Origin of the sequence: Novosphingobium sp. 32-60-15 (assembly GCF_002280675.1) — a bacterium.
GTDB lineage: Bacteria > Pseudomonadota > Alphaproteobacteria > Sphingomonadales > Sphingomonadaceae > Novosphingobium.
The window spans coordinates 64,925-91,781 of sequence record NZ_NCEN01000010.1; the positions used below are offsets into that span (position 1 = coordinate 64,925).

General features: G+C 60.6%; 27 protein-coding genes and 1 tRNA gene. 8 read left to right on the plus strand and 20 right to left on the minus strand.

The features are described from left to right. The first annotated feature begins 58 nt into the window (after positions 1-58). Complete coding sequence (locus tag B7Y89_RS09385) at positions 59-514, plus strand: nucleoside deaminase (protein ID WP_292937894.1); 456 nt, start codon at positions 59-61, stop codon at positions 512-514. Here B7Y89_RS09385 and B7Y89_RS09390 read toward each other — a convergent pair. The 14 genes from B7Y89_RS09390 to B7Y89_RS09455 all read right to left on the minus strand — a co-directional run bounded on the left by B7Y89_RS09390 (position 511) and on the right by B7Y89_RS09455 (position 14,263). Then, a complete protein-coding gene (locus tag B7Y89_RS09390) occupies positions 511-1,209 on the minus strand; it encodes a ribonuclease T2 (protein ID WP_292937895.1) in 699 nt (232 codons plus the stop codon). The genes B7Y89_RS09385 and B7Y89_RS09390 overlap by 4 nt on opposite strands. A 4-nt stretch (positions 1,210-1,213) precedes the next feature. Beyond that, a complete protein-coding gene (locus B7Y89_RS09395; protein ID WP_292937897.1) occupies positions 1,214-1,615 on the minus strand; it encodes a hypothetical protein in 402 nt (133 codons plus the stop codon). Between the two features lie 13 nt (positions 1,616-1,628). Continuing rightward, positions 1,629-2,507 carry a carboxylating nicotinate-nucleotide diphosphorylase gene (nadC, locus tag B7Y89_RS09400; protein ID WP_292937899.1) on the minus strand — a complete coding sequence of 293 codons (879 nt, stop codon included), beginning with the start codon at positions 2,505-2,507 and terminating at the stop codon, positions 1,629-1,631. A gap of 88 nt (positions 2,508-2,595) precedes the next feature. Next, the gene (locus tag B7Y89_RS09405) at positions 2,596-3,393 is read right to left on the minus strand and encodes a LytTR family DNA-binding domain-containing protein (RefSeq protein ID WP_292937901.1); all 798 of its coding nucleotides are present in this window, start codon (positions 3,391-3,393) and stop codon (positions 2,596-2,598) included. Between the two features lie 121 nt (positions 3,394-3,514). Then, positions 3,515-4,660 carry a sensor histidine kinase gene (locus tag B7Y89_RS09410; RefSeq protein ID WP_292937903.1) on the minus strand — a complete coding sequence of 382 codons (1,146 nt, stop codon included), beginning with the start codon at positions 4,658-4,660 and terminating at the stop codon, positions 3,515-3,517. Between the two features lie 69 nt (positions 4,661-4,729). Continuing rightward, positions 4,730-5,527 carry a DsbA family protein gene (locus B7Y89_RS09415; protein ID WP_292937905.1) on the minus strand — a complete coding sequence of 266 codons (798 nt, stop codon included), beginning with the start codon at positions 5,525-5,527 and terminating at the stop codon, positions 4,730-4,732. An 11-nt stretch (positions 5,528-5,538) separates the two neighbouring features. Then, positions 5,539-6,903, minus strand: a complete 1,365-nt coding sequence (locus B7Y89_RS09420) for a M48 family metalloprotease (RefSeq protein WP_292938003.1) — start codon at positions 6,901-6,903, stop codon at positions 5,539-5,541. A gap of 30 nt (positions 6,904-6,933) precedes the next feature. After that, complete coding sequence (locus tag B7Y89_RS09425; RefSeq protein WP_292937907.1) at positions 6,934-7,908, minus strand: alpha/beta hydrolase; 975 nt, start codon at positions 7,906-7,908, stop codon at positions 6,934-6,936. Positions 7,909-7,958: 50 nt separating this feature from the next. Next, on the minus strand, positions 7,959-9,329 hold the full coding sequence (locus tag B7Y89_RS09430) for a hypothetical protein (protein WP_292938005.1): 1,371 nt from the start codon (positions 9,327-9,329) through the stop codon (positions 7,959-7,961). 85 nt (positions 9,330-9,414) lie between these two features. Beyond that, complete coding sequence (locus B7Y89_RS09435) at positions 9,415-10,287, minus strand: CoA ester lyase (protein ID WP_292938007.1); 873 nt, start codon at positions 10,285-10,287, stop codon at positions 9,415-9,417. A gap of 2 nt (positions 10,288-10,289) precedes the next feature. Then, positions 10,290-11,546 carry an MFS transporter gene (locus tag B7Y89_RS09440; protein WP_292937909.1) on the minus strand — a complete coding sequence of 419 codons (1,257 nt, stop codon included), beginning with the start codon at positions 11,544-11,546 and terminating at the stop codon, positions 10,290-10,292. Beyond that, on the minus strand, positions 11,546-11,977 hold the full coding sequence (locus tag B7Y89_RS09445; protein ID WP_292937911.1) for a DUF2141 domain-containing protein: 432 nt from the start codon (positions 11,975-11,977) through the stop codon (positions 11,546-11,548). The genes B7Y89_RS09440 and B7Y89_RS09445 overlap by 1 nt, the downstream gene beginning before the upstream one ends. Continuing rightward, positions 11,974-12,684 (minus strand): sterol desaturase family protein, encoded by a 711-nt coding sequence (locus B7Y89_RS09450; protein WP_292937913.1) that lies wholly within the window; start codon positions 12,682-12,684, stop codon positions 11,974-11,976. The genes B7Y89_RS09445 and B7Y89_RS09450 overlap by 4 nt, the downstream gene beginning before the upstream one ends. 70 nt (positions 12,685-12,754) lie before the next feature. Beyond that, the gene (locus B7Y89_RS09455) at positions 12,755-14,263 is read right to left on the minus strand and encodes a DEAD/DEAH box helicase (RefSeq protein WP_292937915.1); all 1,509 of its coding nucleotides are present in this window, start codon (positions 14,261-14,263) and stop codon (positions 12,755-12,757) included. A gap of 328 nt (positions 14,264-14,591) precedes the next feature. Here B7Y89_RS09455 and B7Y89_RS09460 point away from each other — a divergent pair, with 328 nt between their 5' ends. Both B7Y89_RS09460 and B7Y89_RS09465 read left to right on the plus strand, forming a co-directional pair. After that, positions 14,592-15,923, plus strand: coding sequence for a M20/M25/M40 family metallo-hydrolase (locus tag B7Y89_RS09460; RefSeq protein ID WP_292937916.1), 1,332 nt, complete (start codon positions 14,592-14,594; stop codon positions 15,921-15,923). A 47-nt stretch (positions 15,924-15,970) separates the two neighbouring features. Beyond that, the gene (locus B7Y89_RS09465; RefSeq protein WP_292938009.1) at positions 15,971-16,105 is read left to right on the plus strand and encodes a DUF1289 domain-containing protein; all 135 of its coding nucleotides are present in this window, start codon (positions 15,971-15,973) and stop codon (positions 16,103-16,105) included. On the opposite strand, the gene B7Y89_RS09470 is transcribed toward B7Y89_RS09465, so the two are convergent. Further along, positions 16,078-17,415: an alginate export family protein gene (locus B7Y89_RS09470; RefSeq protein WP_292937918.1), complete on the minus strand. Its 1,338-nt coding sequence runs from the start codon at positions 17,413-17,415 to the stop codon at positions 16,078-16,080. The genes B7Y89_RS09465 and B7Y89_RS09470 overlap by 28 nt on opposite strands. Before the next feature lie 277 nt (positions 17,416-17,692). Here B7Y89_RS09470 and B7Y89_RS09475 point away from each other — a divergent pair, with 277 nt between their 5' ends. Beyond that, the gene (locus B7Y89_RS09475) at positions 17,693-18,268 is read left to right on the plus strand and encodes a TMEM165/GDT1 family protein (RefSeq protein WP_292938011.1); all 576 of its coding nucleotides are present in this window, start codon (positions 17,693-17,695) and stop codon (positions 18,266-18,268) included. A 76-nt stretch (positions 18,269-18,344) separates the two neighbouring features. Beyond that, entirely contained in the window at positions 18,345-18,839 is a 495-nt protein-coding gene (locus B7Y89_RS09480; protein ID WP_292937920.1) for an MmcB family DNA repair protein, read from the plus strand. Between the two features lie 6 nt (positions 18,840-18,845). On the opposite strand, the gene B7Y89_RS09485 is transcribed toward B7Y89_RS09480, so the two are convergent. Beyond that, positions 18,846-19,097: a hypothetical protein gene (locus tag B7Y89_RS09485; protein WP_292937922.1), complete on the minus strand. Its 252-nt coding sequence runs from the start codon at positions 19,095-19,097 to the stop codon at positions 18,846-18,848. A gap of 290 nt (positions 19,098-19,387) precedes the next feature. Here B7Y89_RS09485 and B7Y89_RS09490 point away from each other — a divergent pair. Next, a tRNA-Arg gene (locus B7Y89_RS09490) sits at positions 19,388-19,464 on the plus strand. Positions 19,465-19,546: 82 nt separating this feature from the next. Here B7Y89_RS09490 and B7Y89_RS09495 read toward each other — a convergent pair. From B7Y89_RS09495 to B7Y89_RS09510, 4 genes are read right to left on the minus strand one after another with little or no spacing between them, the layout of a single operon-like run. Continuing rightward, the gene (locus B7Y89_RS09495) at positions 19,547-21,475 is read right to left on the minus strand and encodes a PQQ-binding-like beta-propeller repeat protein (protein ID WP_292937924.1); all 1,929 of its coding nucleotides are present in this window, start codon (positions 21,473-21,475) and stop codon (positions 19,547-19,549) included. Between the two features lie 16 nt (positions 21,476-21,491). Then, positions 21,492-21,788, minus strand: coding sequence for an antibiotic biosynthesis monooxygenase (locus B7Y89_RS09500; protein WP_292937926.1), 297 nt, complete (start codon positions 21,786-21,788; stop codon positions 21,492-21,494). A 5-nt stretch (positions 21,789-21,793) separates the two neighbouring features. Further along, positions 21,794-22,096, minus strand: a complete 303-nt coding sequence (locus tag B7Y89_RS09505) for an antibiotic biosynthesis monooxygenase (RefSeq protein ID WP_292937928.1) — start codon at positions 22,094-22,096, stop codon at positions 21,794-21,796. Positions 22,097-22,125: 29 nt separating this feature from the next. Then, the gene (locus B7Y89_RS09510; protein ID WP_292937930.1) at positions 22,126-22,755 is read right to left on the minus strand and encodes a nuclear transport factor 2 family protein; all 630 of its coding nucleotides are present in this window, start codon (positions 22,753-22,755) and stop codon (positions 22,126-22,128) included. 241 nt (positions 22,756-22,996) lie between these two features. Here B7Y89_RS09510 and B7Y89_RS09515 point away from each other — a divergent pair, with 241 nt between their 5' ends. Both B7Y89_RS09515 and B7Y89_RS09520 read left to right on the plus strand, forming a co-directional pair. After that, positions 22,997-25,414: a TonB-dependent receptor gene (locus tag B7Y89_RS09515; RefSeq protein WP_292937932.1), complete on the plus strand. Its 2,418-nt coding sequence runs from the start codon at positions 22,997-22,999 to the stop codon at positions 25,412-25,414. An 81-nt stretch (positions 25,415-25,495) separates the two neighbouring features. Continuing rightward, entirely contained in the window at positions 25,496-26,842 is a 1,347-nt protein-coding gene (locus tag B7Y89_RS09520) for an aromatic ring-hydroxylating dioxygenase subunit alpha (RefSeq protein WP_292937934.1), read from the plus strand. Positions 26,843-26,857: the final 15 nt, after the last annotated feature.

Consider the following 26,857-nt stretch of genomic DNA (forward strand, 5'->3'; position numbering starts at 1 on the left):
GGCAAAGTCAAGGATTCGCACATTGCGAAATGCCACTTTGGCGATTAGCCCGATTGCGATGACCCGCTGGCCTCTTCCCGATCCGATGCGCGCAGCGCTGGAACAAGCCGCCCTTGCGCGCGATGCGGGCGAAGTGCCGATAGGTGCCGTCGTGGTGCGGCAGGGGCAGATCATCGCCATGGCCCACAACCAGCCGCGCGCGCTGTGCGATCCCACCGCCCATGCCGAAGTGCTGGCGATTCGCGCTGCGGCCCGTGCTTTGGGGCAGGAACGGCTGGACGATTGCGATTTGTGGGTCAGCCTTGAACCGTGCGCGATGTGTGCAGGCGCGATTGTCCACGCCCGGATTGCGCGGGTCTATTATGCCGCGCCCGATGCCAAAGGCGGTGCGGTGGAACATGGCAGCCGGGTGTTTGATCAACCAACCTGCCTGCACCGCCCCGAAGTCTATTCGGGCATGGGCGAGGCCGAGGCCGCAGACATGCTCCGCACGTTTTTTCGTGAACGGCGTTAGAAACTGCGCCAGATTTTCACCGGCACCGAATCGGGCGGGCCGTTGCCCGTGGGGCAGCGCACCGGTTTCATGGCGCGCGAATGGCACACGTGGACTTCGCGCAGCCAGCCGCTGCGGTTCAGCAGCAGCTTGACCATGTCGGGCTTCAGGCGCGGATTGGCGATGACCAGTGCCTGGCGCACCATTCCGGCATCAAGGCCCGGTTGCCGCGAAAGCCGCGCCATATCGGGGAACTGCATGGCCTGAAACAGGACGCGGCCCTGATCGAAATAGGCGGCAGGGTCTTTGGTCATGCACGATCCGTGCTTGGCCCATTCGTGCATGAGCAGATCGGCAGACGGCGTGGTGCACAAGTTGCGGCGCAGTGTGGCGGCATCAGGCGCGCGACGTACCGGGCACCACTGCGGGTAGGCCCCGCCTTTGCCATCGGGCCACAGTCCGTGCAGCACAAAGCCGAACCGCCCCATCGATCCTGAACATTGCGTGGCATGGGCAGGATCGGCCTTGCGCGTGCGGCAGAACTCGGGCGACCAGCTGAGCGCCAGCGTATAGCCGGTGGTCGGCACCACACGCGGCGGCGCGTCCGGTTCTGGCATGGCGGGCACAGAGACTTGTGGCGGCACCCGGCATTGCCAGCCCTGGCCAAGGGCCGGGGTGGCAGCGGCAAGGCACAGGGCCGTCAGGAGGCGTCGCATGGCGTCAGCTTGGCCTGTCACGCTTCAGCCAATCGTTCGAGGCTGGCAGGAACATCAGGATGGCGGCCGCTATCAACAGCAACACCGCAACCGTCGAGAACGCGGCAAACGGTACGCCGATCATGGCCGCAACCGAAGGAATGCCTGCAAGGCCAACAACATCCAGCGCAATCAACACAATCAAAAACCATCGCGCAAAGCCGAATTTGCCCCGGCTTATGGCCAGCCCCAAACCAATCAGCACCGCCGCATTCACAAACGGGCTGATCAGAAGCGTTTGCGGGGCAAGGCCGGTGATCTTGGCCATCACCTCAATATGCAGCGAAATTGTGGCGATGCGAATGATCTGGCTGGCAATCAGCGCATATTCGAACCAGCGCAGCGTGTCGGGTCGGTCAGGTTTCATAGGAAGCAGACTGTCAGCCCAGCGGCGTGAAGTCGAGGCCGATGTCGGCGGCGGGCGCGCTTTGCGTCAACCGGCCGACCGAGACGTAATCGACACCCGATGCGGCAATGGCGCCGATGGTATCAAGGCGGACGCCGCCCGATGCCTCGCACGGCACGCGGCCTGCAACCAGCGCCACAGCCTCGCGCAGCATGTCTGGCCCCATGTTGTCGAGCAGCAGGCGGGTGGCGCCAGCGGCCAGGGCAGGTTCGATCTGATTGATGTGGTCAACCTCGCAGATGACATCTTTGACGCCTGCTGACAGCGCACGGCGCACAGCTTCGGCCACGCCGCCCGCGACAAGGACGTGGTTGTCCTTGATCATCGCGGCATCCCACAGGCCCATGCGGTGATTGCTGCCGCCACCGGTGCGCACCGCGTATTTCTCAAGGTGGCGCAGGCCAGGGATGGTCTTGCGGGTGTCGAGCAGGCGGGCCTTGGTAGTGCCCCCAAATGCATCAATCGCGTCGACATACTGGCGGGTCAGCGTGGCGACGCCCGAGAGGTGCTGCACGGTGTTCAGCGCGCTGCGCTCTGCCGTCAGCATCGCGCGGGCATTGCCTTCCAGCCGCATAAGGTCTGATCCGGCAGGAACGCGCGCGCCCTCCTCGACCAGAATTTCGATGGTCATCTCAGGATCAAGCGCGCGGAAGAACGCTGCGGCAATGGGTAGCCCGCAGACGGTAATCGCATCGCGGCTGTCCATCACGCCGGTAAAGCGCGCATCGGCGGGGATCACGCTTTCGCAAGTGACGTCATGCCCGCCACCGGGCAGGCCATTGCCCAGATCCTCGGCAAGCGTGGCGGCGACGAAGGCTTCCAGATCAAAGCCGGGAATGGAGAAACTGCTCATGTGCAGCCCAATACCACCCCCACCGTTCGTGTCGAGCGTAGTCGAGACACATTGCACAGTGTCTCGACTACGCCGTGTTAGCGCAGGGTCAGTGAACGAAGCGCGCCACCACGTCGCGGTAGGAGCGGCTGACCTTCACCTCGGCCCCTGATTCCAGCACGAGGAAACATTCGCCGTTGGTGTGGGGGCGGACCTGGCGGACCTGATCGAGGTTGACGATTTTTGACCGGTGGACGCGCTGGAACACGCGGGGATCAAGGCGGCGTTCAAGGTCTTTCATCGTTTCGCGCAGGATCAGCGAATTGTCGCCGGTGTAAATGCACATGTAATCGCCCGCCGCCTCGATGCGTTCGATGGTGTCCACATCCACGCGGAAAATCTGCCCGCGATCCTTGATGTTGATCAGCTTTTCAAAGCGTCCGGCGACAGGTTCGCCTTCGTCCTCGCTGTCGGGCATGGCGTCAGGAGCCACTTCGGCCAGAACGATTTTAAGCTTGTCCGCTTCTTCGCGGCCACGCTTTTCGGCAATGCGGGTGCGGGCGCGGTCAAGCGCGTCGGCCAACCGGTCCACTTCCACAGGCTTGAGCAGGTAATCGACCGCATTTGCCTCAAACGCCTTGATAGCGTGTTCGGAATAGGCAGTGACGAAGACGAACAGTGGCGGATCGATTTCCATCACGCCTTTGACCACGGAAAAACCATCGAATCCGGGCATCTGGATGTCACAGAACACAAGGTCCGGTTTTTCGGTCTTGATCTTGCGGATTGCCTCGCGCCCGTTCGAGCAGGTGTCGATCACTTCGACATCAGGGAAGGCTTCAAGCCGCAATTGCAGCCCCTGGATAGCCAGTTTTTCGTCGTCGACGAGGATGGTTCGGATGGTCATGCGGTTCCCTTATGGATCACGTTTTGCCCCCGTGAATGCTCCCCTGTTAAAGCGCGCCGGATTACAGCAAATCCGGCAGGCCATATGACAGGACGATGGAAGTAGCGTTTGGTTCCCGTTATCATGCAGGTGCCCCTGCTGCACGCCGCACCGGAATGGCGGCGGCTGCAGGTTCGCGCGCTTCGAACGGTAGTTCTAGCACGACCTGAAATCCGCCTTCGGGACGATTGGAAATATCAAAACGCTGATTCTCGCCGTAAGCCTGCGCCAGCCTATCCCGAATGTTGGCAAGGCCAATACCGGTGGAATCACTGCTGGCTCCGAATACTGTTGAAGGGTCTGTGCCCGGTTGCAAGCCCGGTCCGGTATCAGACACGGTGACGCGCAGCATGGAGCCGACGAGTTGCGCCTCGATGGTGATTTCCGCGCCATATTCCAGCGGGCTGACCGCATATTTGATGGCGTTTTCAACCAGAGGCTGCAGCAAGAGTGAGGGCATCAGCGCATTGCGCACGGCGTCATCAACGCGAAATTCGGTGCGCAGCCGTTCTTCAAAGCGCATCAGTTCGATGTCGAGATAAAGCTTTAGCGTCTCGATTTCCTGCGCCACGGTAACGCGCGCGGTGGGCTCGTTAACCAGCGTGTAGCGCAAGAACGATGATAGCCGCGAAAGCATCGCGTTGGCAGGTTCGGTTTGCTTGAGCAGCACCAGAGTTGATATGGAATTGAGCGTGTTGAACAGGAAATGCGGGTTCAACTGATAGCGCAGCATGGCCAACTGGGCGCTGGTCGCTTGCGCCTCCAACCGCATCAATTGATCATTCTGCTCTTCCACCTGAAGGAAGAAGTTGATCGCGTAATAAAGCCCGGTCCACGAAATAAGCAGCGTGAGATCGAGGTAGAGCGCCCCGATGAACAATTGCGCAAAACTGACATCGCCACCTTGCAAGTAAAGACTGAACACCCATGAGTTGATGAAGGCAGACAAGCTCACTGCCAGCGACAGCACCAGCGCGGTTACTCCCCAAGTGAAAATGGGCCGCCTACCCATAACTGCACGGTAGATCACCGAAAGGATCAGCGAGATCGAAAATCCGGTGATCGTGGCGATGATCACAATGACAAGGAATGACCACGGCTGGGTATAGGCACTGGCGGATACCGCGCGCAGCAGCATTGCGCCGCCCCAGCCAAGGATCTGCAAGCGCCAGAAAGCGCGGTTCTTGTTGCCGAAGAAGGGCGTCGGTCTGAACGGCAATGCGGCCATGAACGGATTGTAACGGTTAGATGGCAGGGAAGCTAGCCTTAGCCGGAGACATCGGACCAGAAACGCAGATCATCCCTTGCGCGCCGTGTCGATGGCGGCCTGCAAGTCGGCTGCGGGGACTGCGCCGGAGATCATCCTGTCGCCAATCACCCATGCCGGTGTGCCGTTGACGCCCAATTGGCGGGCCACTTCCAGATTGCGCTTCAACTCGTCCTCCACACCGCTGCTGGCGCCAAAGCTGCGCGCGGTGGCAAGGTCCACTCCTGCGGCCGTTGCGGCGGCGGCGATACTTTCCTCGCTGGGGCGCGGGCCTTCGAACATCTGCTTGTGATAAGCGGCGTATTTGCCCTGTGCTGCGGCGGCCAGCGCCATGCGGGCGGCTGGCGCGCTTTCGGGGGCAATGATCGGCAATTCGCGGATGACCACGCGCAAATCAGGGTTCTTTGCGATCAGGCCTTCCAGCGTTTTCATGCTTTGGCGGCAATAAGTGCAGGCAAAATCGGTGAATTCCACCAGGGTGACTTTGCCGGCGGGATTGCCCAGCACCGCACCGGGGAAGGGCGTTTCCAGCGCGCCGCGCATGGGGGCGATCTGGGCGGCGGATTCACGCTGTTGCAGGCGTTCCATCGCTTGTGGCAGCACTTCGGGGTGTTCCAGAATATACTGGCGCACCAGCCCTTCGATGGCGGCGCGCTCTTTGCCGCTGATCCCGGCGCTGGCAAGCGAGGCTTCCAGTTGCGCATCGCTGCCTTCTGTGCCTGCTGAACGCTGGTTTTCAAACCACCATCCGGCACCAGCGCCACCTATGGCAAACAGCGCGGCGACAAGGACGAAAGCGCCAATGCGCCGGGGTTTGGTTTCAGTCATTGCAGCAGGCCCTAGCGCGACTTGCGCTGCCGCTCAATGATTGCGCGCGCAGACATGGCAATGTCTTGCGCCCGCAACCAATCAGGCGTTCCCTTGGGCAGGGCGGCCTCGGCGGCTTCGGCGCTGCGCAGCGCTTCGGGCAGGCGCATGTTCATAAGCTGCTGTTCTGCGCTGGCGAGTTGGGCGCGGGGAATATCGCCGCGCGCCTGATAGACCACGCCAAGCTGGTACCATGTGAACGGATTGTCCTTGTCGCGCGCAACGGCGGTGCGCAGAACCTTCTCGGCCTCGGCAAAGTTATCGGCGTCTTCGGTTGCGATCAGCGCGTGACCGAATGTGGTGGCGATCAAGGGTTCGTTATTGGTGGCGGCAACCGCCTTGCGCAGGGGAACGATTGCTTCGGCAGGGCGGCCTGATTCCAGCAGGATCTGCCCTTCCAGTTCCAGAAAGAACGGGTTGTTCGGGTCTTGCGCAATCAGGGCTTTGGTTTCTTCCAGCGCCTTGTCAGCATAGGCCTCCTTGTGAAACGCATAAGCACGGGCATAGCGGGCGGGAATGTCGTTCAGGTATGCCGGATAGGCGCGCAGAGTGTCTTGTGGATCGGCCAGATAGCCATAAAGCTTGGCCTTCACCCGTTGAAACCGCGCCTGCAAATCAGCCGCTGGCGGCGTGTTCCAGGCAGGGTCTTGTTCGTAAGTGTCTTGCAGGGTGGCAAGGCGATCAGACGTCATCGGGTGCGTGCGATAGAACTCTGCATCGGGATTGGCGCTGGCATTGTAGCCATAGCGGAATTCCTGATTTTGCAGCTTCTTGAAGAATTCAATCGATCCGCGCCCGGAAAGGCCCGCTTTTGAAAGGAACTCTGCGCCCGCAGCATCGGCTGATGATTCCTGCGCGCGGCTGAACGCCAGAAACTTGCCCATCGCGGCCTGTTGTCCGGCCATGAACACGCCCATCGCCGCGTCGGGCGATCCGGCAGCAGCAGCAAGCCCGCCCAACAGCAGGCTGAGGACGGTGATGCCGGTGGCAGGCTTCATGCCTTCATCAAAGCGGATGATGTGGCCGCCGGTGATGTGGCCCAGTTCGTGCGCGATCACGCCTTGCAGTTCGTTGACGTTGTCTGCCGCGCCGATCAGGCCCGAATGGATATAGATCGCTTGCCCGCCCGCTACGAAAGCGTTGATCGAGCCGTCGTTAAGCAGGACCAGATCCACCGCGCGCGGATCAAACCCCGCTGCTTTGAAAATCGGTGCGCCCGCATCACGAAACAGGGCCTCTGTCTCGGCATCGCGCAGCACCGATTGCGCGGTGGCGGGCTGAAGGCACAGTGACAACGCGGCAAAGCCGGTTGCCCATTTGGCCAGAAGCCGGTTCAATTTGCTGGGGCGGATGATCACAAGTTCCGATTATCGGGCTTGGGCCTTAACGGCAACTGAAGACGGGGCAGCAGCGGACAGTGCGGTCACTTTCGCCAGAAACGGCAAGACCGCATCAAGCGCGCGGGTATCGCGGGAAAACGGCTTGGCGAACTGCATGATGATCTTTTCATGCGTAACGCCTTCGAGCAGGATCGGGGTGGTTGGCACGCCAGCCTTGGTCAGGCGCGCGGCCAGTGCCTTGGAGTTGCGCGGCTTTACCCGCGTATCGGCATCGCCTGTTACCAACAGCATGGGCGGCGCATTGCCGCGGACAAAGTTGATCGGCTGGGTCAGCGCCGCATCGGGTGCAGAGCCAAAGCTGTTGATCGTGGCGTCTGTATCAAAAGGGAAGAAGTCGAACGGACCGGCCAGCGCCACTGTGCCACGGATTGCCCGATCATCCAGCCCGACCTGCTTCAACCATTGCGGGTCGAGCGTGATCATCGCCACGTTATAGGCCCCGGCAGAGTGGCCCATCAGCGCAATCCGTGCGGGATTACCGCCATGTTTTGCGGCATTGTCATGCACCCAGCGAAGCGCCGCAGCGCCGTCTTCCAGCATGTCCGGAAAGCGCGCCTGGGGGTAAAGCCGGTATCCTGCCAGCACGACGGCATAGCCTTGCGCGCACAGGGTTCGGGCGATGAAGCGGTAGTCTGCCGGATTACCGCTGGCCCAACTGCCGCCGTGAACGAACAGGATGACCGGCAAAGAGCCCTTCGCGCCTTGGGGCACAAACATTTCCAGCTTTTGCGCAGGGTCGGCACCGAACCGCTCGGCGGCCACTTGCCTGATTGCGCCATCGCCGCCATTCAGCAACTTGTCGCCGCCGTTCAGCACCGCAACAGCATTGGTATTTAACGCGTGGCGAAACGCGACCAAGCCGACAGCGCCAAGCAGGACGAGCGTGAGCGCTGTCCAGCCGATCCAACCCATGCGCCACACGCCTTTTGCCACCCGTGCCATGAGGCAGGGCTAGCAGGCGCGAGGCATAGTGAAAAGCAGCCTCTTTGCGCCTATTGCCCGATCAGGTTGCGCGCGGCGCGCTCGAACAGCGCGGCATCGTCCATAACTTCACCGATCATCGCAACTTCGCCATTTTCAAGGCGACGGACGAGAACCAGTGCGAATTCGGCGCCGTCGGCAGGGACAATTTCGGAAACCTTGCGTGGCGGCAGGGCGCGTAGCGATTCAGCCAGCGCTTCAGGGCCGCGTTTGGCCAGGGCGTGGCCCGCTTCCTCACGGCGCATCCGGCGTTCGGTAGTGACCACGCCCTTCAACCCGCCGTGCGCTTCAGCCAGATATTGGCCCAATTCGCCACGGCTAAGCCCGATGCGCTGGGCATGGGTCAGGGCGGCGGCATATTCGGTCAGGCGTGTCTTGTCGTAATCGGCGCCAAACACCAGCTTCACCACCGGAGTCATCGGTGCGCGTTCCTGCATCGTCAGGCCCGCATCTTCCAGAAGTTCGGCAAAATCATCGGGCGCGCTTTGTGCGGCCAAGGCAAAGTCCCACGCCCGGCCAATCGCTGCGTAAAGCGCGCTGCGGGTGCGGTCCTCGCTGGAATTGGCAACGCGTGCCAGATCGCGCGCCGAAGCAAGCCAATCGGCCAGCGCTTCGGGTTCGTCCTGTGGCAGCGCCACAGTTGCGTCCGCTTCGAAGCCATCCAGTGCAAGGACGTGTTCTGATCCAAAGGCGGGTTCGGGGAAGGTAGCCAGATCCAATACCGTCGGACCATCGGCCCATGCGTCATTTGATTCCATCAGCGAACGGCGCGACTGGGACTTTTGTTGTGGTGCATCAAGCACTTGTCCGATTGCCAGCAACAGTTCGTCCGTGGTGGCCTGATCCGCCAGCTCTTTCCAGTTGATCACACCCATGATGTAATCAATCTGCAAACCGTCAGACGAGAACGGCAATAGAATTCCGCGATAGAGAATCGTGCGGCCATGCTGGTTGACGAATTCGGCTTCAAAACCAATCGGGGCCTGATTGGCGATAATCTGCATGTAATGATCGGTGATGCGCGAAAGCAGCGAACGGCCCGGAACCTGGCTCAGCCGTTCAATCGAACTTTCGGTCCCGCATTCTTCGGCAAGTCTGGTGCCCACAAATTTGATCGCAGGATCTTCAATCCCGTCGTCAAAGTGGAGCAGCACCGCGTTTTCGGCAAAGTCTGGATAGACGCCTTCGAGCAGGGTGGTGACCGGCGGAAAAGTACCGTCCCCCAGCAGGCTGGCCCAATAATTATAGGCACGCACTTGCATGCGGCGCTCGTCCAGCCCGATGGGCGGGGGTGGCGGTTCGCTGATCACCTCATCCTCGAAGCCGGCAAGGTCGAGTTCCGTGTCGGTATCGTGCCGGTCAAATCCGCGAAAGCTATCCATCAGGCTCACCAAATCCCTTGTGAGAGACCGGTTTGGCGCAACTTTGTAAAAATGTGCTTAAGTCGCGCCAGAGATGGTGCCGCAGTTATCCGCGAGCGGCGATGGCCCGTGCTTTGTCCAGCAGCAAGTTGGCTTGGGCAAGGTGCAGTAATTCGGCCATTTTTCCGTTAACCCGCAGCGCGCCTTTGCCCGCGTTGGCAGGTTCGGCAAAAGCCGCAACAAGCGCTTGTGCTTCGGCAATATCATCGGCACTTGGCGCAAATACCCGGTTGCAAACCCCAAGTTGCGCAGGGTGGATCAGCGTTTTTCCATCAAATCCCGAATCGCGCGCCTGCACGCATTCGGCTTCCAACAGGGCGGTGTCTTCAATCGCGTTGCAGACCCCATCAAGGATGATCAAGCCATTTGCGCGCGCGGCCAGCACGGCCATGGTCAGCACCGGCACAAACGCAGCACGGCCGGGCAATTGTGCAATGCCGCTATCTTTGGCCAGATCGTTCAGGCCCAGCACAAAACCCTGTAGCCTTGTTGTCGCAGCGCAAGCCGCGATGCGTTCCAGCGCCAGCACCGCGCGCGGGGTTTCGATCATCACCCACAGCGCCACGTCCGGCGCCAAGCCTGCATTATCCATCGCTTGGGATAGTGCGACGATATCGGCCGCGTCATCAACCTTGGGCGCAAGCACAGCCTCAACCGGGGCTTGGCGCAGCGCTGCAAGATCATCGTGCCCCCACGGCGTGGACAGCGCATTGATCCGCGCGATCAAGCGGCGATGGCCAAAGCCGCCCGCTTGCGCCTCTGCCACCAGTGCTGCCCGCGCATCAGCTTTGGCCTCGGGCGCGACGGCGTCTTCCAGATCGAGCGCGACAGCATCACAATCCAGCGTGCGTGCTTTGGCCATGGCGCGCGCATTGCTTGCGGGCATGTAAAGCACGGAGCGTAAGGGGCGGGAATCGATGGTCACGGGCGCTTCTCCGGAACGACAGTAAGGATGCCTTCTTCGCGCGTCGGCATAGGGGCAAAAAAGTGCAAGGCAAGCGTCAGGACAAGCCAGCCGGCGGCGCCATAAAGTGCCGTGGCAAGGCTGGCTGCGTCTGCGACCATGCCCCAAACCCATGCCCCCAGTGCCATCCCGCCAAAGGTAATGGCCTGATAAATAGACAAACACCGCCCCAGAATATCTTCAGGACTGCGCAATTGCATGGCGACGTTCAGGCTGGTCATCGCCGATACCCAACCCATGCCGCCCACAAACGACGCGGCGATGGCGAGCGGCAGGCTTTGCGCACTGGCCAGCAGCACTTGCGCCAATGCCAGGATCAGCGTCGCCGCTGTCACCACCACCTCACTGCCAAACCGCCGTCGCAATTTCGAGACCCACAGCGCCGTCATAATCGAGCCGATGCCGAACGCGCCCAGCATCACGCCATAATCCAGTTCATCGCCCCGAAGGATGTCGCGTGCTATGCTTGGCATCAGCGCTTGCAAGCTGGCGGTGCCAAGGCCGATGGCCAGGCCCCGCAGCAGCACTTTGCGGATGGGTGACGAACGGGCGCAAAAGCGCATGCCCCGGGCAATGGCCGAAAGCATAGGCTCCTTGCGGCGTACCGGAGCCTCTGGCCGCCACATCAGCAGCACCGCAATCATGCCAAGATAGCTGACAGCGTTCAGCCCGAAGGCGAGGCTGGTGCTCCACAGTGAAATCAGGATGCCGCCCAGCGCCGGGCCGACACTGCGCGCCAGATTGAACGATATGGCGTTAAGCGAAATCGCCTGCGGCAAATCACGCGGCGCAACCTGCAAGCGCACCGAAGCTTGCCACGCCGGGCCATTGAGCGCCGTACCGATGCCCACCATCAGCGTGAGCACCAGCAATGACCACGGGCCGATGTTCCCGCTCCATGAAAGCGCAGCCAGCACACCTGATACGACCAGCATTCCGGTTTGCGCGGCCAGCATGACCCGTCGCCGGTCAAAATTATCGGCAATCGCGCCCGCAAATATGCCAAGCAAAAGGATCGGGATCGTTGCCGATGCTTGCACCAACGCAACCATCACGTGCGAGGTCGACAGTTCGGTCATCAGCCATGCCGCGCCGACCGATTGGACCATCGCGCCAATGTTCGAAAACAGGTTGGCCAACCAGATCGCGCGGAAGGCCGGATAATGGAACGGCGCCAGTGCCCCGCCGGATTTGGGATGCGCTTGCAAGGGCACTAGAGATAGCGGACTTTCATGGTCATCCGCACGGGCTTGCCTGCCACAACGTCAAATGCGGTGGCATTGAAGCTGGGCGGGCCCATGCGCAGGGGAGCATCGCGCGAGAAGCCAAAGCCTTCTTTGGGAAGGATAAACTTCATATCCATCTTCTTGTTGCCGTTTTCATCATGCAACAGGACAATGGCATAGCGGCCCGGCGCAACATCGTTGATCACCAGTGATCCGGCATCGCTTGCTTTGATCGTCGCCACGCGCCGTTGTGGATCGCTGTCGCAGCCTTTGGGATAGACAGAAGCCTTTGCGGTCATGCAGACATGGACCAAGCCGGTCTTGTTGCGCAGCCCGGTGATGTCAACCGAGACTGTTGTCGCGCCCGGTGCATTTCCCAGCGTCAGAAGCAGCGGCAGCAGCAAAGTGATACGTTTCATGGGGCGGATAGTCCCTTGTCTGTGCCGCAAAGCCGGTCCCAAAAGCGGAAATAGAGGCCGTAATTGCAGCGATACTGTTCATGATGGCGGTTATGATGGCTTGCCGTTATCAGCCAGCCTCCCAACCTTGAATGAACAAGGGCCTTGGGGAAAATCTCCCAGCCCATATGATTTGTCACGCCCATCACGGTCATCACCAGCAAAACCATGCCCAGCATGCCGGCGTGGATAGGGATCACGAAGACCAGCGCGGGGATCAACAGCGAGACAATGGCCGCTTCGATCGGGTGGAAATTCATCGCCGCCCATGCCGTGGGCGGGCGGCTGGCGTGATGGATTGCGTGAACCTGCCGGAATACCGCAGGGCGGTGCATCCAGCGATGCGTCCAATAAAACCACGCATCGTGGATCACGAGATAGGCCAGCAACGATAAAGGCATCCACCACAGCGGATACGCCAGCGGATCGGTATAAATTCTTGTCCAGCCGCGTTGCTGCCAACCCCACGCGACGATCCCGGCTGGCACGCCATAGATGGCGGCCGTGGCCAAGCTCCACGTGATTTCCGAACGGATCTGTTTGCCAAGCCCGCGATAATGTCCGGGCCGCACTTTATGCGTCAACCATGCAAACAGCCCGCTGGTGGCCAAATAGCGCAAGGCGACGATCATCGTCATCGCAAGGGCAGAAGCAAAGGCGCTGTTCATGGCTCGCGCTATGCCAAGCTTTGCGGCGAAGGGACAGCCCTGCCTTGGGGCATGGGCTGTCCTTTATGCATCAGCTTGCGCGGCGCACCTTGTTGCGGTGCGCACCAACGCCGGGAGCGCCGCCGCCACGCGGGCGGAAGGTGCGGGGCTTGTCACCGGCAGCACCTGCATCACCCAACGGATTGCGGACGGGACCACGATCATTGCCGCGCTCACCATCACGCTGTTCCTGACGCGGGCTGACGTCGCGTGGACGACCATCGCGGCCTTGCGCGCGGCCTCCGTGGCTTTGACCACCACCACCGCCGCCGCCACGTGATTGACCGTTGCCGCCACGGCCACCATTGCCGCGCTGGGCGCGGGCATCATGGCGGGCGTCACGCTCTTCTTCGGCAGGCTTGCGGCTTGGCGCAGGAAGCTTGGCAGCTTCGGCCATGAAGTTTTCAGGCAGGGGCATCGTATCCACCTTCAGGCGGGTCAGACGTTCGATATCCTTGAGGTACGGCTTTTCATCGGGCGCACAAAAGCTCATCGCGATGCCATCGGCGCCCGCGCGCGCTGTCCGCCCAATGCGGTGGACGTACTGTTCAGGCACGTTGGGCAGTTCATAGTTGAACACGTGGGAAACGCCCGAAACGTCGATGCCGCGCGCGGCAATGTCCGTGGCGATCAGAACCGGGCACGAACCCTGACGGAACGCATCAAGCGCGGCAGTGCGCTGCGCCTGGCTCTTGTTGCCGTGAATGGCGCGTGCTTCGATCCCGGCAGACGTCAAATGGCGGACAACGCGGTCAGCGCCGTGCTTGGTGCGGGTAAACACCAGTGCGCGGTCCATTTCCTTGGTTTCCAGCAGGTTGCGGATGCGCAGCGTCAGCAGCGCCTGCTTTTCGGCCTGATTGACGAAGGTCACGTACTGTTCAACGCGTTCCGCCGTGGTCGAGTTGGGAGCAACTTCGACGCGCACCGGATTGATGATGAACTGCTTGCCCAGGTCCTCAATCGCCTTTGGCATCGTGGCCGAGAAGAACAGGCTCTGGCGCGTCTTGGGCAGCAGGTTTGCCACACGCTTCAGCGCATGGATAAAGCCCAGATCCATCATCTGGTCGGCTTCATCCAGCACGAAGATTTCAGTGCGGCCCAGCGTCAGCGCGCGGTTGTCGATCAGGTCGAGCAGGCGGCCGGGCGTTGCGACAAGGATGTCGATGCCGGGCACCAGACGGCGGGCCTGTTTGCTGATCGGCACACCGCCGAATACGCAAGCGACCGAAATCTTGAGGTACTTGGCGTAGCCTTCGATGTTGTCGGCAATCTGTGCGGCCAGTTCGCGCGTTGGCGAAAGGATCAGCATCCGGCACGAAGCGGGCTTGCGCTCAATCGGGTTGGCAGCAAGGCGATGCAGTGATGGCAGCGCGAACGCCGCCGTCTTGCCGGTACCGGTCTGCGCAATGCCGAGAAGATCGCGGCCTTCAAGCAGCGCAGGGATCGCCTGACGCTGGATCGGAGTAGGATCGCTATAGCCTTTGGCTTCAAGCGCACGGAGAATGGGTTCGGCAAGGCCGAGTTCTGCGAAAAATGACATGGAAATGCTTTCATAGGCACGTCAGCCAAAGGCGGACGTGCGGGTTTGGTTCGCTGTGCGCACCAACCTGAATAGGAGACGCGCGGGGTCGATCATGCGACCCGTGCGTGAAAGGGGAAGCGGGCGGGGCAAAAACCATTCATCCGGGGCGGATTTCTGCCATTTCAGCGAAATCTCACGCCAGCACCCGGATTGCAACGGAAGTCCGCCGCTAGTCGTGCTGGGGTGCCTTTAGGCTCGGACCTGCGATAAAGCAAGGATTTTCCGGCGAGAAGGGCGTTGCCAGCCTTGGCACACATCGCCAACGTGCGCGGCAAAGGAGTGCGGCATGCGCGTGATGTTCGGAATTTTGGCTGGTCTGGCGGTACTAACCGGGTCTGCGCAGGCAGCGTCTTCGCCGTTAGCGCCTTCACCGACCGAGGCAAGGATGATTGCCACGGTCGATGCCGAACAGGCGCGCACGCTGAAATTTCTCGAGACGATGGTCAACCAGAACTCGGGCAGCCGAAATCTGGATGGCGTGCGCAAGGTGCGCGATATTGTGATCCCGCAATTCACGGCGCTGGGCTTTACGGCGCGCTGGATTGCGATGGAGCAGACCGAGCGCGCCGGACACCTCGTGCTGACGCACAAGGGCCGCAAAGGCGCCAAAAAGCTCCTGTTGATTGGCCACCTTGATACTGTGTTCGAACCTGATTCGCCGTTCCAGCGCTATGTTCTGGAAGGCGACAAAGCCAAAGGACCGGGCGTTGGCGATGACAAGGGCGGCATTGCGGTGATCGTGGCGTCGCTGCGCGCGATGCAAGCGGCAGGCACCCTGAAAGACGCCAACATCGAAGTGTTTCTGACCGGTGACGAGGAAGAGGCCGGTCATCCGGTTGAGGTGGCGCGCGCCGATCTGGTCGCCTCTGCCAAAGCCGCACACGTCGCGTTGGATTTCGAGGGCCTCAGCCGCGTTGACGGCAAGGACATGGGCTCCATCGCGCGGCGATCATCGCAAAGCTGGACGCTGACGATTGATGCGAAATCCGGCCACTCCAGCGGCGTATGGAGCGCGAACGCTGGCGATGGCGCAATCTATGCCGCCGCGCGCATCATCACCGCCCTGCGTGATGAACTGCCCGAACCCTATCTCACGCTCAACGTCGGCCTGATTGCCGGCGGGGCCGAGGCTGAAGTTGCGGCGGATAACGCCCATGTTTCGGCACAGGGCAAAACCAACATCATCGCCGGAAAAGTGGTTGCGCGGGGCGATTTGCGCACGCTCAGCCCTGAACAGAACGCCGCCGCCATGCGCAAGATGGAAGCAATCGTCGCGCGCAAATTTCCCGGCGTCACATCCGCGCGGATCGAATTCAGCGAAGGCTATCCCCCGATGGCTCCGACCTATGGCAACAAGGCGCTGCTGGCGCGGCTCAATGCAGTCAACACCACGCTGGGGCTTGAACAAATGCAGCCGCTTGATCCGATGAAGCGCGGGGCAGGCGACATCAGCTTTGTTGCGGCCTATATCGATGGGCTTGTAGGCCTCGGCCCTTATTCAACGGGTGACCATGCGCCCGGAGAGACAGTTGACGTGCCAAGCCTTTGGACGCAGGCAAAACGCGCGGCTTTGCTGATGAGCCGCCTCGCCAGTGAAAAGGCACCTGCCGCAAAGTGATCGCCGACCCGCCCAGCCCTTGTACCAAAATCTGCACAATCCATCCGGTGACGCAAATTTGCCGGGGTTGTGCACGCACGCTTGGCGAAATCGCAGCTTGGGGCGGTGCAAGCGCTGCGGAAAAGAACGCAATCCTTGCGCAAGTTGCGCAGCGTCAAAGCGTCAGCAGCACGTCCACATAGCCATAGCGGGCGTTGCCTGTGGCGGGCGCATTGGGCGCATCGCGCAGCACGCCGCGCTTGATCAGCACCGCTGCGCCTGCATCCACTTGCAGCAGGCCCGGCACAATCCAGTGCCGCACGCGCGCCTCGATCTGATGCCCTGCCAACCTGCCCGAAGCGCCACTGGCATCGCGCACGCCCGTTGCGGCAAAGCTATCGCGCTGATTTTGCGCCCATGCGCTGCGCCACGCAACAAAGGCGTCGGTGCGCTTTGAGGGTGCGATCTCCAACCGTGCCGATGGCGACACGATGTTTGCGCGGCTGAACGGTCCGTAAAGCCCGTTCGGCCCGAATTCAAACCGCCGCGCGCCGTAAAGCGTATCGAACCGGCTGAATTTTTCCGCGCTGCCGCCATCGCCGCTGGCGGCATCGAACATGGCGACAATGCGCGGGTGCCAGCCCCCCGCCAGTGTTTTGCCCAGTTCTGCGTGCACAAGCCAGGCGGACACATCAAGGTCGGCAACGTCTGCCACGCTGGTTGATCGCCGTGCTTGGCCGAACTGGTACGCCGCTTCAACATCATGGTCCCAGTGGCCAGCCGATGGTGCACGAAACAGGCGCGCGCCAACCGTGCCAAGGCGGCGGTTACGGGTTAACCGGTCAGGGCTATCGCGCTCGATCAGGCCATAGGCGTAAGGCTGGATCACGCCGCCCAACACTTGGCGCAAAGTGCCCTGCGCGCCAAAGAACATCAGGTCGGTGCTTTCCTGATCCCACACCACGCGGTCTGCGCGCACGCCTGCTGCGTCTTCGGGCAAGCGCACGTGCGGCATCGCCCATATCACGTCGATCTTCTGCCCGCCTTGCGCCGTCCACCCCAGATGCGCGCCGGTAAAAGCATTGGTCGTATTGCGGAAGCGCTGGCGCGAAACCAGCCGCCGCCCGCCAAGGTCAAGCGTAAAGCGCCCCGCCGTCAGCATGCCGTGGCCGCCACCGGCCTTGCTGCCCAGTTCAACCTTGACGTGGGCCTGCACCAGTTCGAGCGCGTTGACTTCCGCCGTCCCCGCAGATGACCGAGCATCCTGCCTCCAAGCCCGCGCATCCCACAATTCCGCGCCGAACCGCACCGGTCCTGCATCGTATTCAGCCTCAATCGTGGTTTTGAGCGAGACCATCGTATCGTTGGTTGGTGCATTGGGACGGAATTGTCCGTCGATGGATTCGACCCGCAGCCGCACCGAAGCGGCAATCGAAAACGGCACATCCCCGGCCAAAGCCGCCGAAGGAATCAGGCCAAGCGCAAGGCTTGCTATGGCAAGGGTTCTGGACATGGGTTTCCTCGTATCGCTTGTCGCCTAGCGCGCACTTGCAGGCTTGGCCATCCGCGACTATCGGATGCCCCAAGTCACTTGGGGAGTAGTCACCGTGCCCGCGCGGTCCCATCCATCGTCTTGATGGCGCGTCAACATACTTGGCTGAGAGGCCATGGCGCAGGCAGACGGAGCAATCCTTCTGGACGAGACCAATGACGGCAGCTTTTCGTCCGGGCCGGACGGAGAGGGCATGCCGTCGTTGTCTCAGCTTCCGTCCGGCCCCGAGAAGATGTCCATGTTCGAAGCTTTTACCACGTCCACCGCTATCGTCGCGCTCGCCGAAATTGGCGACAAGACGCAATTGCTCGCTATCGTGCTTGCCACCCGGTTCAAAAAGCCGGTGCCGATCGTGCTGGGCATCTTGTTCGCCACGCTCGCCAATCATTTCCTTGCCGCGCTGCTGGGCGCAACCGCTGCGGCGTTCCTTGATGGCATGTGGTTCCGTTTCGCCATTGCCACAGGCTTCGTCGCAATGGGCCTGTGGACACTGGTGCCCGACAAATTTGACGATGACGACGCGCCAAAGCCCTCTCGCTTTGGTCCGTTCCTCACCACACTGGTTGCGTTTTTCATCGTCGAAATGGGCGACAAGACGCAAATCGCGACAATCGCATTGGGCGCGCGGTTTAACGATGCCCTGGCAGTCACCGCGGGCACCACGCTTGGCATGATGATCGCCAATGTGCCCGCCGTTTTCCTTGGGCAAGCCCTGATAAAGCGTGTGCCGCTGGATGTGGTGCGGATGATCGCGGCGGCCTTGCTCGTCGCAACCGGGGTGTGGCTGTTCATCCAGACGCTGGGAATTTGGTAAAGGGGGGCATTTGGTAATGGGGGGCATCTGGTAAAGGCGCTTTACGCGTTCGTCATTTGTTCTTATCGTGACGGGCATGAGCGAATCAACCACCGCCGTAATCGAAGCCGCTGTAGAGCGTGAAGCGCGGGCAGTGGCACGGGGTATCTGCCGCCTGTTCGCGCGCAACGATATCTGGTGCCTGCCCGAAATGCCGCTGCGGTCAAACCGCCGCGCCGATCTTATGGGGATCGATGCCAAGGGTCAGGTTGTGATTGTGGAAATCAAGGTTAGCCGCGCCGATCTGCTCGGCGATAGCAAATGGACCGATTATCTCGATCATTGTGACCGGTTCTATTGGGGCCTTGCCCCGCATCTTGATCGTGCGGTGCTCGATACCGAGGACTTCCTGCCGCACGCCTGCGGGGTGATCGTGGCCGATGGTTATGATGCAGAAATCCTGCGGCCTGCGCCGACGATCCCGCTGGCAGCGGCACGGCGCAAGGCCGAGGTTGAGCGTTTGGCTCGCGCATCTTTACGGCGGCAATTGGTGGGGCTGGATCCGCACTGCGCCACGTGGGGCACACAATAGCACCCATCAGGCGCGGCGTTTTATGCCCAACGGCGGTATCAGCGTCAGCAGCGCAGCGCGCGAGGTAACAAACTCATTCCACAGCGCCTGTGCCGCCGGAACAGGCGAGATTCCCCGCGCTGAAACGGCCAGCAAGGCCGTCAATCCCGGCTCCATGAATGATGCCAGATCATCGACACCTTGCTTGGCCAGATCATAACGCCACCCGCCGGTGTCGCGCATGATCGCCGGGAAATTGCGAATATCGGGCTTGCGCATTTCTTGAGGCAGGCCCGCCAATGTGCAAACAACCCCCGCGGCATCATGCAACGCGGCCCATGTCATCGACAAGGCATTGCCTGACGCCTGCCCAAAGCTCGGCTGGCCAGACCCCTGCGTCGGGCCAGGTTGCGTCGAATCACGAGTGCCAGAAGGTGTCGGTTGCATGAGTCGCACTGATACGCGCCCGCCACCTACCAAATCGCTAAAACGCAAACTCGGCTGCTTAAAGCCACAACAAAACCACTAGCAACCACGCCAAGGCGCTGCTAGGTCGCACTCCAGCTTCAGCACCCGTAGCTCAGCTGGATAGAGTACTGCCCTCCGAAGGCAGGGGTCACAGGTTCGAATCCTGTCGGGTGCACCAGCTTTTCAACGTTTTAGGGTTCGTATTAATCGGGCTGCTTGTGCTGCCGATCCGGCCGGATTTTGACGCGGCCGGTGTTCGGCTATTTGGCGGCGCTGCGCTTTGGTTTGGCTGGCTTGTCCGGAGCGAATACCAGCAGGGCGTTGCCTGCCATGTGGCTGTACATGCCATAGCCTGAATTGACGAAGACCTTGCCTTTCCAGACGGCTGCGCCCGGGCCGCTCATGCTGCCGCCTTTGGCGGTGCCGCCATCGATCGACGGGACGGGCAGGGTTGTGTCGGTCTGCCACAAGACCGCGCCGGTGTTGCTGTTATAGGCGCGGAACATGCCATCAAGATGCCCGGCAAACACCACGCCTGGGATCGCCGTAACGGCAGCAGAGATACCGGGGTCACAGAATTTCGCGCCCTTGCATCTGGATGGTGCACGCGCGAACCAACGCACTTTGCCCGTGCCGGCGTTTAGCGCATGAAGACCCGCGCCGCGTTGTTTCCTGTCATAGATGCGCGCGTCATACGTGTCGGCCATGTCGTTCACCGGCACGAATACGGTTGATCCTTCGGCGGCCATGCCAAAGTGAATGCCGCCTTGGGTGCCGCCATGGCCAAGCCGTTTTTCCCATGCGATTTTGCCCGTATCGGGATCAAGGCCCCATGCTTGCCCTGACTTCTGGCCAACCACCAGCATCCGGGTTGCAGGCCCGGTGTTGATCAGCAGCGGGGATGCCGCCACATCGTAATCAGGCCCGTTTTCTGTCGGGCACGATTCGTTGCCGATCATGCAGCCAACATTCCAGGCGTCATTTGCGGTCAATTGCGTGCGCCAAATCCGCTGGCCCGTGCGGGCATCGACCGCGAAAATGGCGTCCGAATTTTCATCAGCCGGGCTGGAGTAATTCTCGCCCGAGCCAAAGAAAACGCGGTTGGTTTGCGCATCATAACTCGGGCTGTTCCAGACAGGCGCGCCCGATGGCCCAAGGATCAATGCGCCTGCTGCGGTTTTGCCCTTCTCCTTGGGTTCACCCGCAGTCCACGCACGCCATACTTCCTCGCCGGTTACCGGATTGACCGCCACGACCGAGCCGCGGAATGTGCAGCAAGCGTATTTTGGATCGCCAGCCTGCACCACTTCCAGCGATGACAAGGGCACATAAAGCAGGCCCCCGCCCAGCGTTGGCGTACCCGTGATCGTGGCGTCGGCGTGATCGCTCATCCGGTGCGCCCACAGCTCTTTGCCGGTCAGCGCATCAAGCGCGTGCACTTTGCCCAGCAGATCGCCAAAATAAAGGCGCTTCGTTTCGGGATCGGCGACGATCGCCGTGCGCACTTCGGCGCTTAACCGCGTGGTCCAGCGCGTGCAGCCCGTATCAGGATCAAAGGCATAGACCGTGCCGTCCTGGCTGCCCACAAACAATGTGCCCCATGCCAGTGTCGGCTGGGAACGCGCGCGATTGGACGCAGGATAGGCAAAGGCCCACTTGAGCTTCAGGCGCGGCACATCGCCTGCAGAAAGCTGCGCAATACCGGCGGGCACAAAGCGGCGATTGTCACGCCCCCAACCAATTGGCGCGGGCGTGTCTGCCGTATCGAAGTTCACCGCAGAGCCGGTGCATACCGGCGGCGGCGCGGGCCGTTTGTAGGAATCATAAGGCGTGCGCGTGATGTATTCGGCAAGCGCGATCTTGTCTTGCCGGGTCAGGCTTTCGCCCTGTGCGCGCATCACGCCATGCGTCAACGCATTCACGATGGAATCAGGCGGTAGCATCGCAAGGAATGCTGGCGATGGCGCTTTGGGCACGCCGCCCATGTGGCACATGGCGCAATTTTGCTCAAAAATGGGTCGGCCCGGTGCGGTTGCCGGATCAATGCGCGGGGTATCGTAAACTTGCAGGTCTTCGGGTGATTTGATCCGCTGCGGCGGGGCCGCGTTCAGCAGCGTTGCAAGCGAGACGGTGCCGAGCGCAACGGCAGGGAGGCACAGCGCCAGCGCGCGTTTGAAGATGGTGTTCATGCAAAGTCCCCCTGGCTCAACCGATTGAACGGTAAAAAGCGATGGTCATATCCTCGGCAAGGCATTCGAGGATTGGCGGCACGAGGCGATCATGGAAATCGATGTGCATGTGCTTTTCGAACGCCGCATCATCACGGAACGTGGCAACGCACTGGAACAGGTCCGGATCGTCATCTGATTGGAAAAGTTCGTAAACCATGGCGTCGGGCTCATGCGCGAACACCAGATTTTTCAGTTCGGTTTGCAGCGCAATCAAGGCGTCCCGCTTTTCGGGCTTTGTGCGCAATTGTGCGATGAAGCTTTTCTTGGCCATGGTCATCACTCTCCGGGTGTCGCCACAAGATCGTGCAACAATTCACGCACATAGTTGCCGTCCATGCAGGCGATCATGCTTTCGATCAGCGGTTTGTTGTGGTCATAGGCCATGTGCGCGGCATCGGCGGCTTCATCGACAAAGCTTTCGTACACGGCGAACATGTTCGGTTCGTCCAGTCGGTAGAATTTGTAGCCAAGCGTTCCGGGCTCATCTTTGGCGAGCGCTTCCATCTGCACGGCAAGCGCCACAAAATCCTGTTCCCGATCAGGTGCAATGCGAAAGCGCGATAGGAATGAGAATGCCATTGATTGTCTCTCCCGCAGGAATGTGTGTGTCAGGCCGTTGTGGCATGTGATTGTTCGTATGCGATCCAGTCGGCTGTGCCTTCGGGGAAGTCTGCGGGCAGGGGATCGGCATAAGCATGATTGCGGTTGCGACGGCCCAGAATGCCGGGGTAAGCTTCAACCGGTACATAATAGAGAAAGCCGAGCACGCGTTCGGCAAACTTCCAGCCAGTGGCGCACTTGCAGTAGCGGTCGGCGTAGCGAATGGCGGCGACCATCATCCGGCCATTGCGCCACAGTTCGGCATGGCCTGATACGCGCCCGCGCGCTTCATCATCGCTGACAAAATCGATTTGAATATCGTGCATTACATGGTGGCCGGGGCCAAGGACGGCAAAACGGCCATCGAATTGCGCCATGATCGCATCGACGCCCGCTGCGTGCATGACGCCATCTTGGGAACGCAGCACCGCATCGTCTGCGAACAGCGCGCGCACGCTGTCCACGCGGCGGTCATCGATATCAAAGCTATAGCGGGCAACGAGTTGGCGGATCTGCGATTCGGCTTCCAACCGCGCAATTCTGGACTCAAGATCAGCCACGTTCTGCATTCTCCCGTCGAAGGCCTCTTCGGGCTCCTGCTGCGGAATGATACTCTGCCGCCTTTCAAAAACAATCATGAATGTATTCCAGGGCCCAGATTTATGGGCAGTCCATTCCCGTAAGCAGGGTGTCGGCGGACTGCCCGAACGGACCTCTAAAAAAACATACATGTCTGCTTGCAAAATGTCTCTTTGGGGTTAAGCTTCGACCCAACCTGCAACGATGGCGGGAAATGAGGAGAGACGGATGTTCAGCAGTTTTCTGCAGCGATCAACAGCTGTATGCGCCTTGGTTGCAGCGGCCATGACAACGCCGGCAATGGCCAATACCGCAGCTGACCAGAGCAGTGCTCAGTCTGCTGAGCGCGTTGGTACTGACCAGCTGGATTCCAACCGGTTAAGCGAAATCGTTGTCACCGCGCTGCGTCGTGATTCAAACCTGCAATCAACGCCGATCGCAGTGTCCGCCGTGGATGCCCAGCTGATCCAGCAGGCCAACCCGCGTGACCTTGGTGATCTGGCGGCATTTGTGCCGAATTTCTCGGCCAATACCATCACCAACTTCAACGCAGCATCCTTCGCCATGCGCGGTGTCGGCCAGACGTCGATCATTGTTTACTTCGAACCGCCTGTTGCGGTTCTGGTGGACGATTTTGTCGTGTCCTCGGTCCAGACGCAATTGCTCGACGTGTTTGATGTCTCGCAAGTCGAAGTGTTGCGCGGGCCGCAAGGCACTCTGTTCGGCAAGAACACCACCGGCGGTGCCGTTACAGTGCGCACAAAGCGTCCGGAACTTGGCACTGTGGGCGTTGACGCACGGGCCGAATATGGCAGCTTTGGCACGAAAAAGTTCCAGACCGCGCTGAACGTGCCCATCGGCGATACTCTTGCGTTCCGTTTCGTCGGCGGCATGGAAAAAACCGATGGCTTTTACAAGAACGGCGCCTGCTATGGCCCTGTCACGGGCTTTGTGCCGAACAAGTTCAATGGTCGCTCGGGCTGCCTCGACGGCGCTTCGGCAGGTGGCAAGGATGTGCTCAACTTCCGTGCCAAGCTGCTGTGGGAGCCAAGCGACCGCATCAGCTTCCTGGCGCAATACGAACATTTGCGTGACAAGTCGCAAACCGTCCCTTCGGTCAATGAAAACGGTCTTTACACCGGCACAGCACCGTTCCTGACCGATTTGTTGAACTCGGTACGTCCCAACCCGAACAGCAGCGATCCGCTTGATAATGCGGCGGTCAGCTATCGCCAGGATGGCCTGATCAAGATGCGCGATGGACAGCGCATCTCGGTTGACGGGATTTACCTCAACGGTGACATCGATTTCGACTTCGGCACGCTGACTTCAGTTACCGGCTGGCGCAAGCAGGAATCGCGCATTCCAAACTCTTACGCCGGCGCTGTGCCGATTGCGGCCGACGGACAGCCGCTTTCGATCTTCGATGCAACGCGCGATGACAACCGCAAGACCTTCCAGCAGGAACTGCGCTTTGCTACCGATCTTGGCGGTAACTTCGATATGGTGCTGGGCGGTTTCTACCAGCGCGAGACCATCGACTTCTGCGTTGCGCAGTTGCTCGGCTTCCTTGATCTGACTTCCGGCCCGCTGCCATTCGGCAACTGGAACGATACGCCTTACATTCTTTGTAATGCGCAAAAGTCGCGTTCGAAGGCAGCCTTTGCCGAAGGCACTTACAAGATCACGCCGGAAATCACGTTTACCGCCGGTGTGCGCTATACTTGGGAGGACAAGGAATGGTACGGACGCCAGCAGGTATTCATTCCTGCGCTGAATGGCGGCTTTGATCCTTCGATCCAGATTGACGATGCGCTTGATGCCAGCGTGTTCAAATATCCTTCCGGTGTCATCCGCGTTGATAACAGCGCGCGTCGTGCAACCTGGCGCGCCAGCCTTGGCTGGCAGGCCACGCCCGAGGTCTTTGCCTACGCCACTTATTCGCGCGGGTTCAAGAGCGGCGGCTTCAATGACCAGATCGGCGGCTTTGCAGCCTTCGGTGCTGACGTTAACGCATTCCGCACAGCGGCACGCGCCACCAATGCGGAAACGGCTGACAGCTATGAAGCTGGCATCAAGACCGAACTGTTTGACCGCCGCCTGCGCTTCAACCTCACCGGCTTCTATGTGAAGTACAAGGATCTGCAAAAGCAGCTCAACGTGCCGATCATTGTAAACGGCCAGTCAAACCAGGTGACAATCTTCGTCAACGCGGCAAGCGCCACGGTGAAGGGGCTTGAAGCCGAAGCAACCGCCCGTCTGTTCGAAGGGTTCACCTTGCGTGGTGTGCTCGGCTATCAGGATGCGGCTTATGACAGCTACACTGCGCCCGGCGCAGGGTATGACCTGTCAACCGCTCCGCTTGACCGCGCGCCAAAGTGGCAGTGGACGGTGGATGGCACGTATGAAGTGCCGGTGAGCAGCGAATTCAAGTTCGTTGCCAATGCATCTGCTGCCTACACCAGCGAGAACCTCAACACGCAGGCAATCGATGATCCACGCGGCAACACGTTCCTTAACGCACGTACGCTGGTGAACGCATCGCTGACCCTCTCGCAAGTGGACAACAAGTACTATGTCCGCTTGATGGGCCGCAATCTGACTGATGAACGCTATCGCATTGCATCGCAGAACGTCGCCGGACTTTGGCTCAACTCCAACTTCGGCGCACCGCGTTACTTCGGCGCTGAAATTGGCGTGAAGTTCCGCGGCCCCTGATCGTAATCGCTCGGGAGGATCAAGAACCAGACACACGGCCGCGCTTCAGGGCGCGGCCGTTCCTGTCAACGGGAGACGGACATGAAGACCGATTTTGACCTTTGGGACATCCACACCGGCGCGCACCATCCGTTCAACGATCGCGCAAACCGCATCGATAACGGCACAGGCCGCGCTGATCCGCAGCGCTATACCAGCCCCGATTTCGCGCGCGAGGAATGGGACAAGGTGTTTGCGCGCAGTTGGCTTCTGGCCGGCTCTGCATCCGACATCCCCGAATCCGGCGATTTCATGAAGTTCGATATCGGGCCGGAAAGCTTCATCATCGTGCGCGATGACGAAAACGTGATCCGCGCCCATTACAACGTCTGCCCCCATCGCGGCAGCCAGTTGGTCAGCGGTGAAACAGGATCGCTGGATCGCTTTTCCTGCCCGTTCCACAGCTGGAAATTCGCGCTTGATGGCCGCAACATTGCGGTCACTGATGCCGAAACATTCCGCCCCGAAGTGCTGTGCCACGGCACTGACCTGACATCGGTGCGCTGCGAAGTGGCCGCCGGACTGGTGTTCATTTCAATGGACCCCGAGATTCAGCCACTGCGCGAATTTCTGGCACCCATCCTGCCCCAGTTGGAACTGTACGAAATCGATCAGATGTACGTGGTGCAGCACCGCCGCTCTGATTGGGGGGCAAACTGGAAGGGCGGGGTCGATGCCTTTGCCGAGATTTACCATCTGCACGCCGTGCACCCGCAAACGCAGTGCCTGATGGATGATCGCACGCAGATCGATCTTTGGCCGGGCGGTCTCAGCCGCCAGTTCGTGCCGTTCGCGCAGCCCAGCCAGCGCTATCCCGATCAGGAAGGCGTCAATCCCGGTATCCAGATGATGCTGCGCGACGCCGGAATTGACCCCGAAACCTATCAAGGCACTGCCCGCGAAACCCGCGCCGCCGTGCAGCAGGCCAAGCGCCACAGGTCAGATGAACTGGGCCTGCGCTACGACCGGTTCAGCGACAGCCAGCTTTCGGACTCGGTCGTTTATTCGATCTTCCCGAATGTGCAGATCGGCTGCCATCCTGAAGCGGTCTTCCTGCACCGCTTCATCCCGCATGCAACCGATCCCAACCAGTTCACTTATGACACCTGCATCCTCTATCGCCATGTCGATGCGCCGGGATATGGCGCGCCCGCCTGGATGGGCTTGGGGCCTGAAGTGGACTTGTCTGGCCGCACTCGTCCCGAGGTGATTCACACCAAGCTTGGCGAACCACCCTGCCTTGGCGAAGTGCTCGATCAGGACAGCGATCTTCTCCCCGTTGTCCAGAAGGGCGCCCACTCGCGCGGCTTCAAGGGGCCATTGTGGAGCGAACAGGAAGGTCGTCTGCGCCACTTCCACGCCGAACTGGACCGACGCATGGCCCGCTAAGGCCAAGGTATTACG

Bases quoted from the DNA above. Each gene is read 5' to 3' on its own strand.
- B7Y89_RS09385 (WP_292937894.1), top strand. From the start codon at position 59: ATGACCCGCTGGCCTCTTCCCGATCCGATGCGCGCAGCGCTGGAACAA.
- B7Y89_RS09390 (WP_292937895.1), bottom strand. From the start codon at position 1,209: ATGCGACGCCTCCTGACGGCCCTGTGCCTTGCCGCTGCCACCCCGGCC.
- B7Y89_RS09395 (WP_292937897.1), bottom strand. From the start codon at position 1,615: ATGAAACCTGACCGACCCGACACGCTGCGCTGGTTCGAATATGCGCTG.
- nadC (WP_292937899.1), bottom strand. From the start codon at position 2,507: ATGAGCAGTTTCTCCATTCCCGGCTTTGATCTGGAAGCCTTCGTCGCC.
- B7Y89_RS09405 (WP_292937901.1), bottom strand. From the start codon at position 3,393: ATGACCATCCGAACCATCCTCGTCGACGACGAAAAACTGGCTATCCAG.
- B7Y89_RS09410 (WP_292937903.1), bottom strand. From the start codon at position 4,660: ATGGCCGCATTGCCGTTCAGACCGACGCCCTTCTTCGGCAACAAGAAC.
- B7Y89_RS09415 (WP_292937905.1), bottom strand. From the start codon at position 5,527: ATGACTGAAACCAAACCCCGGCGCATTGGCGCTTTCGTCCTTGTCGCC.
- B7Y89_RS09425 (WP_292937907.1), bottom strand. From the start codon at position 7,908: ATGGCACGGGTGGCAAAAGGCGTGTGGCGCATGGGTTGGATCGGCTGG.
- B7Y89_RS09430 (WP_292938005.1), bottom strand. From the start codon at position 9,329: ATGGATAGCTTTCGCGGATTTGACCGGCACGATACCGACACGGAACTC.
- B7Y89_RS09445 (WP_292937911.1), bottom strand. From the start codon at position 11,977: ATGAAACGTATCACTTTGCTGCTGCCGCTGCTTCTGACGCTGGGAAAT.
- B7Y89_RS09450 (WP_292937913.1), bottom strand. From the start codon at position 12,684: ATGAACAGCGCCTTTGCTTCTGCCCTTGCGATGACGATGATCGTCGCC.
- B7Y89_RS09455 (WP_292937915.1), bottom strand. From the start codon at position 14,263: ATGTCATTTTTCGCAGAACTCGGCCTTGCCGAACCCATTCTCCGTGCG.
- B7Y89_RS09460 (WP_292937916.1), top strand. From the start codon at position 14,592: ATGCGCGTGATGTTCGGAATTTTGGCTGGTCTGGCGGTACTAACCGGG.
- B7Y89_RS09470 (WP_292937918.1), bottom strand. From the start codon at position 17,415: ATGTCCAGAACCCTTGCCATAGCAAGCCTTGCGCTTGGCCTGATTCCT.
- B7Y89_RS09475 (WP_292938011.1), top strand. From the start codon at position 17,693: ATGTTCGAAGCTTTTACCACGTCCACCGCTATCGTCGCGCTCGCCGAA.
- B7Y89_RS09480 (WP_292937920.1), top strand. From the start codon at position 18,345: ATGAGCGAATCAACCACCGCCGTAATCGAAGCCGCTGTAGAGCGTGAA.
- B7Y89_RS09485 (WP_292937922.1), bottom strand. From the start codon at position 19,097: ATGCGCAAGCCCGATATTCGCAATTTCCCGGCGATCATGCGCGACACC.
- B7Y89_RS09495 (WP_292937924.1), bottom strand. From the start codon at position 21,475: ATGAACACCATCTTCAAACGCGCGCTGGCGCTGTGCCTCCCTGCCGTT.
- B7Y89_RS09500 (WP_292937926.1), bottom strand. From the start codon at position 21,788: ATGGCCAAGAAAAGCTTCATCGCACAATTGCGCACAAAGCCCGAAAAG.
- B7Y89_RS09505 (WP_292937928.1), bottom strand. From the start codon at position 22,096: ATGGCATTCTCATTCCTATCGCGCTTTCGCATTGCACCTGATCGGGAA.
- B7Y89_RS09510 (WP_292937930.1), bottom strand. From the start codon at position 22,755: ATGATTGTTTTTGAAAGGCGGCAGAGTATCATTCCGCAGCAGGAGCCC.
- B7Y89_RS09515 (WP_292937932.1), top strand. From the start codon at position 22,997: ATGGCCAATACCGCAGCTGACCAGAGCAGTGCTCAGTCTGCTGAGCGC.
- B7Y89_RS09520 (WP_292937934.1), top strand. From the start codon at position 25,496: ATGAAGACCGATTTTGACCTTTGGGACATCCACACCGGCGCGCACCAT.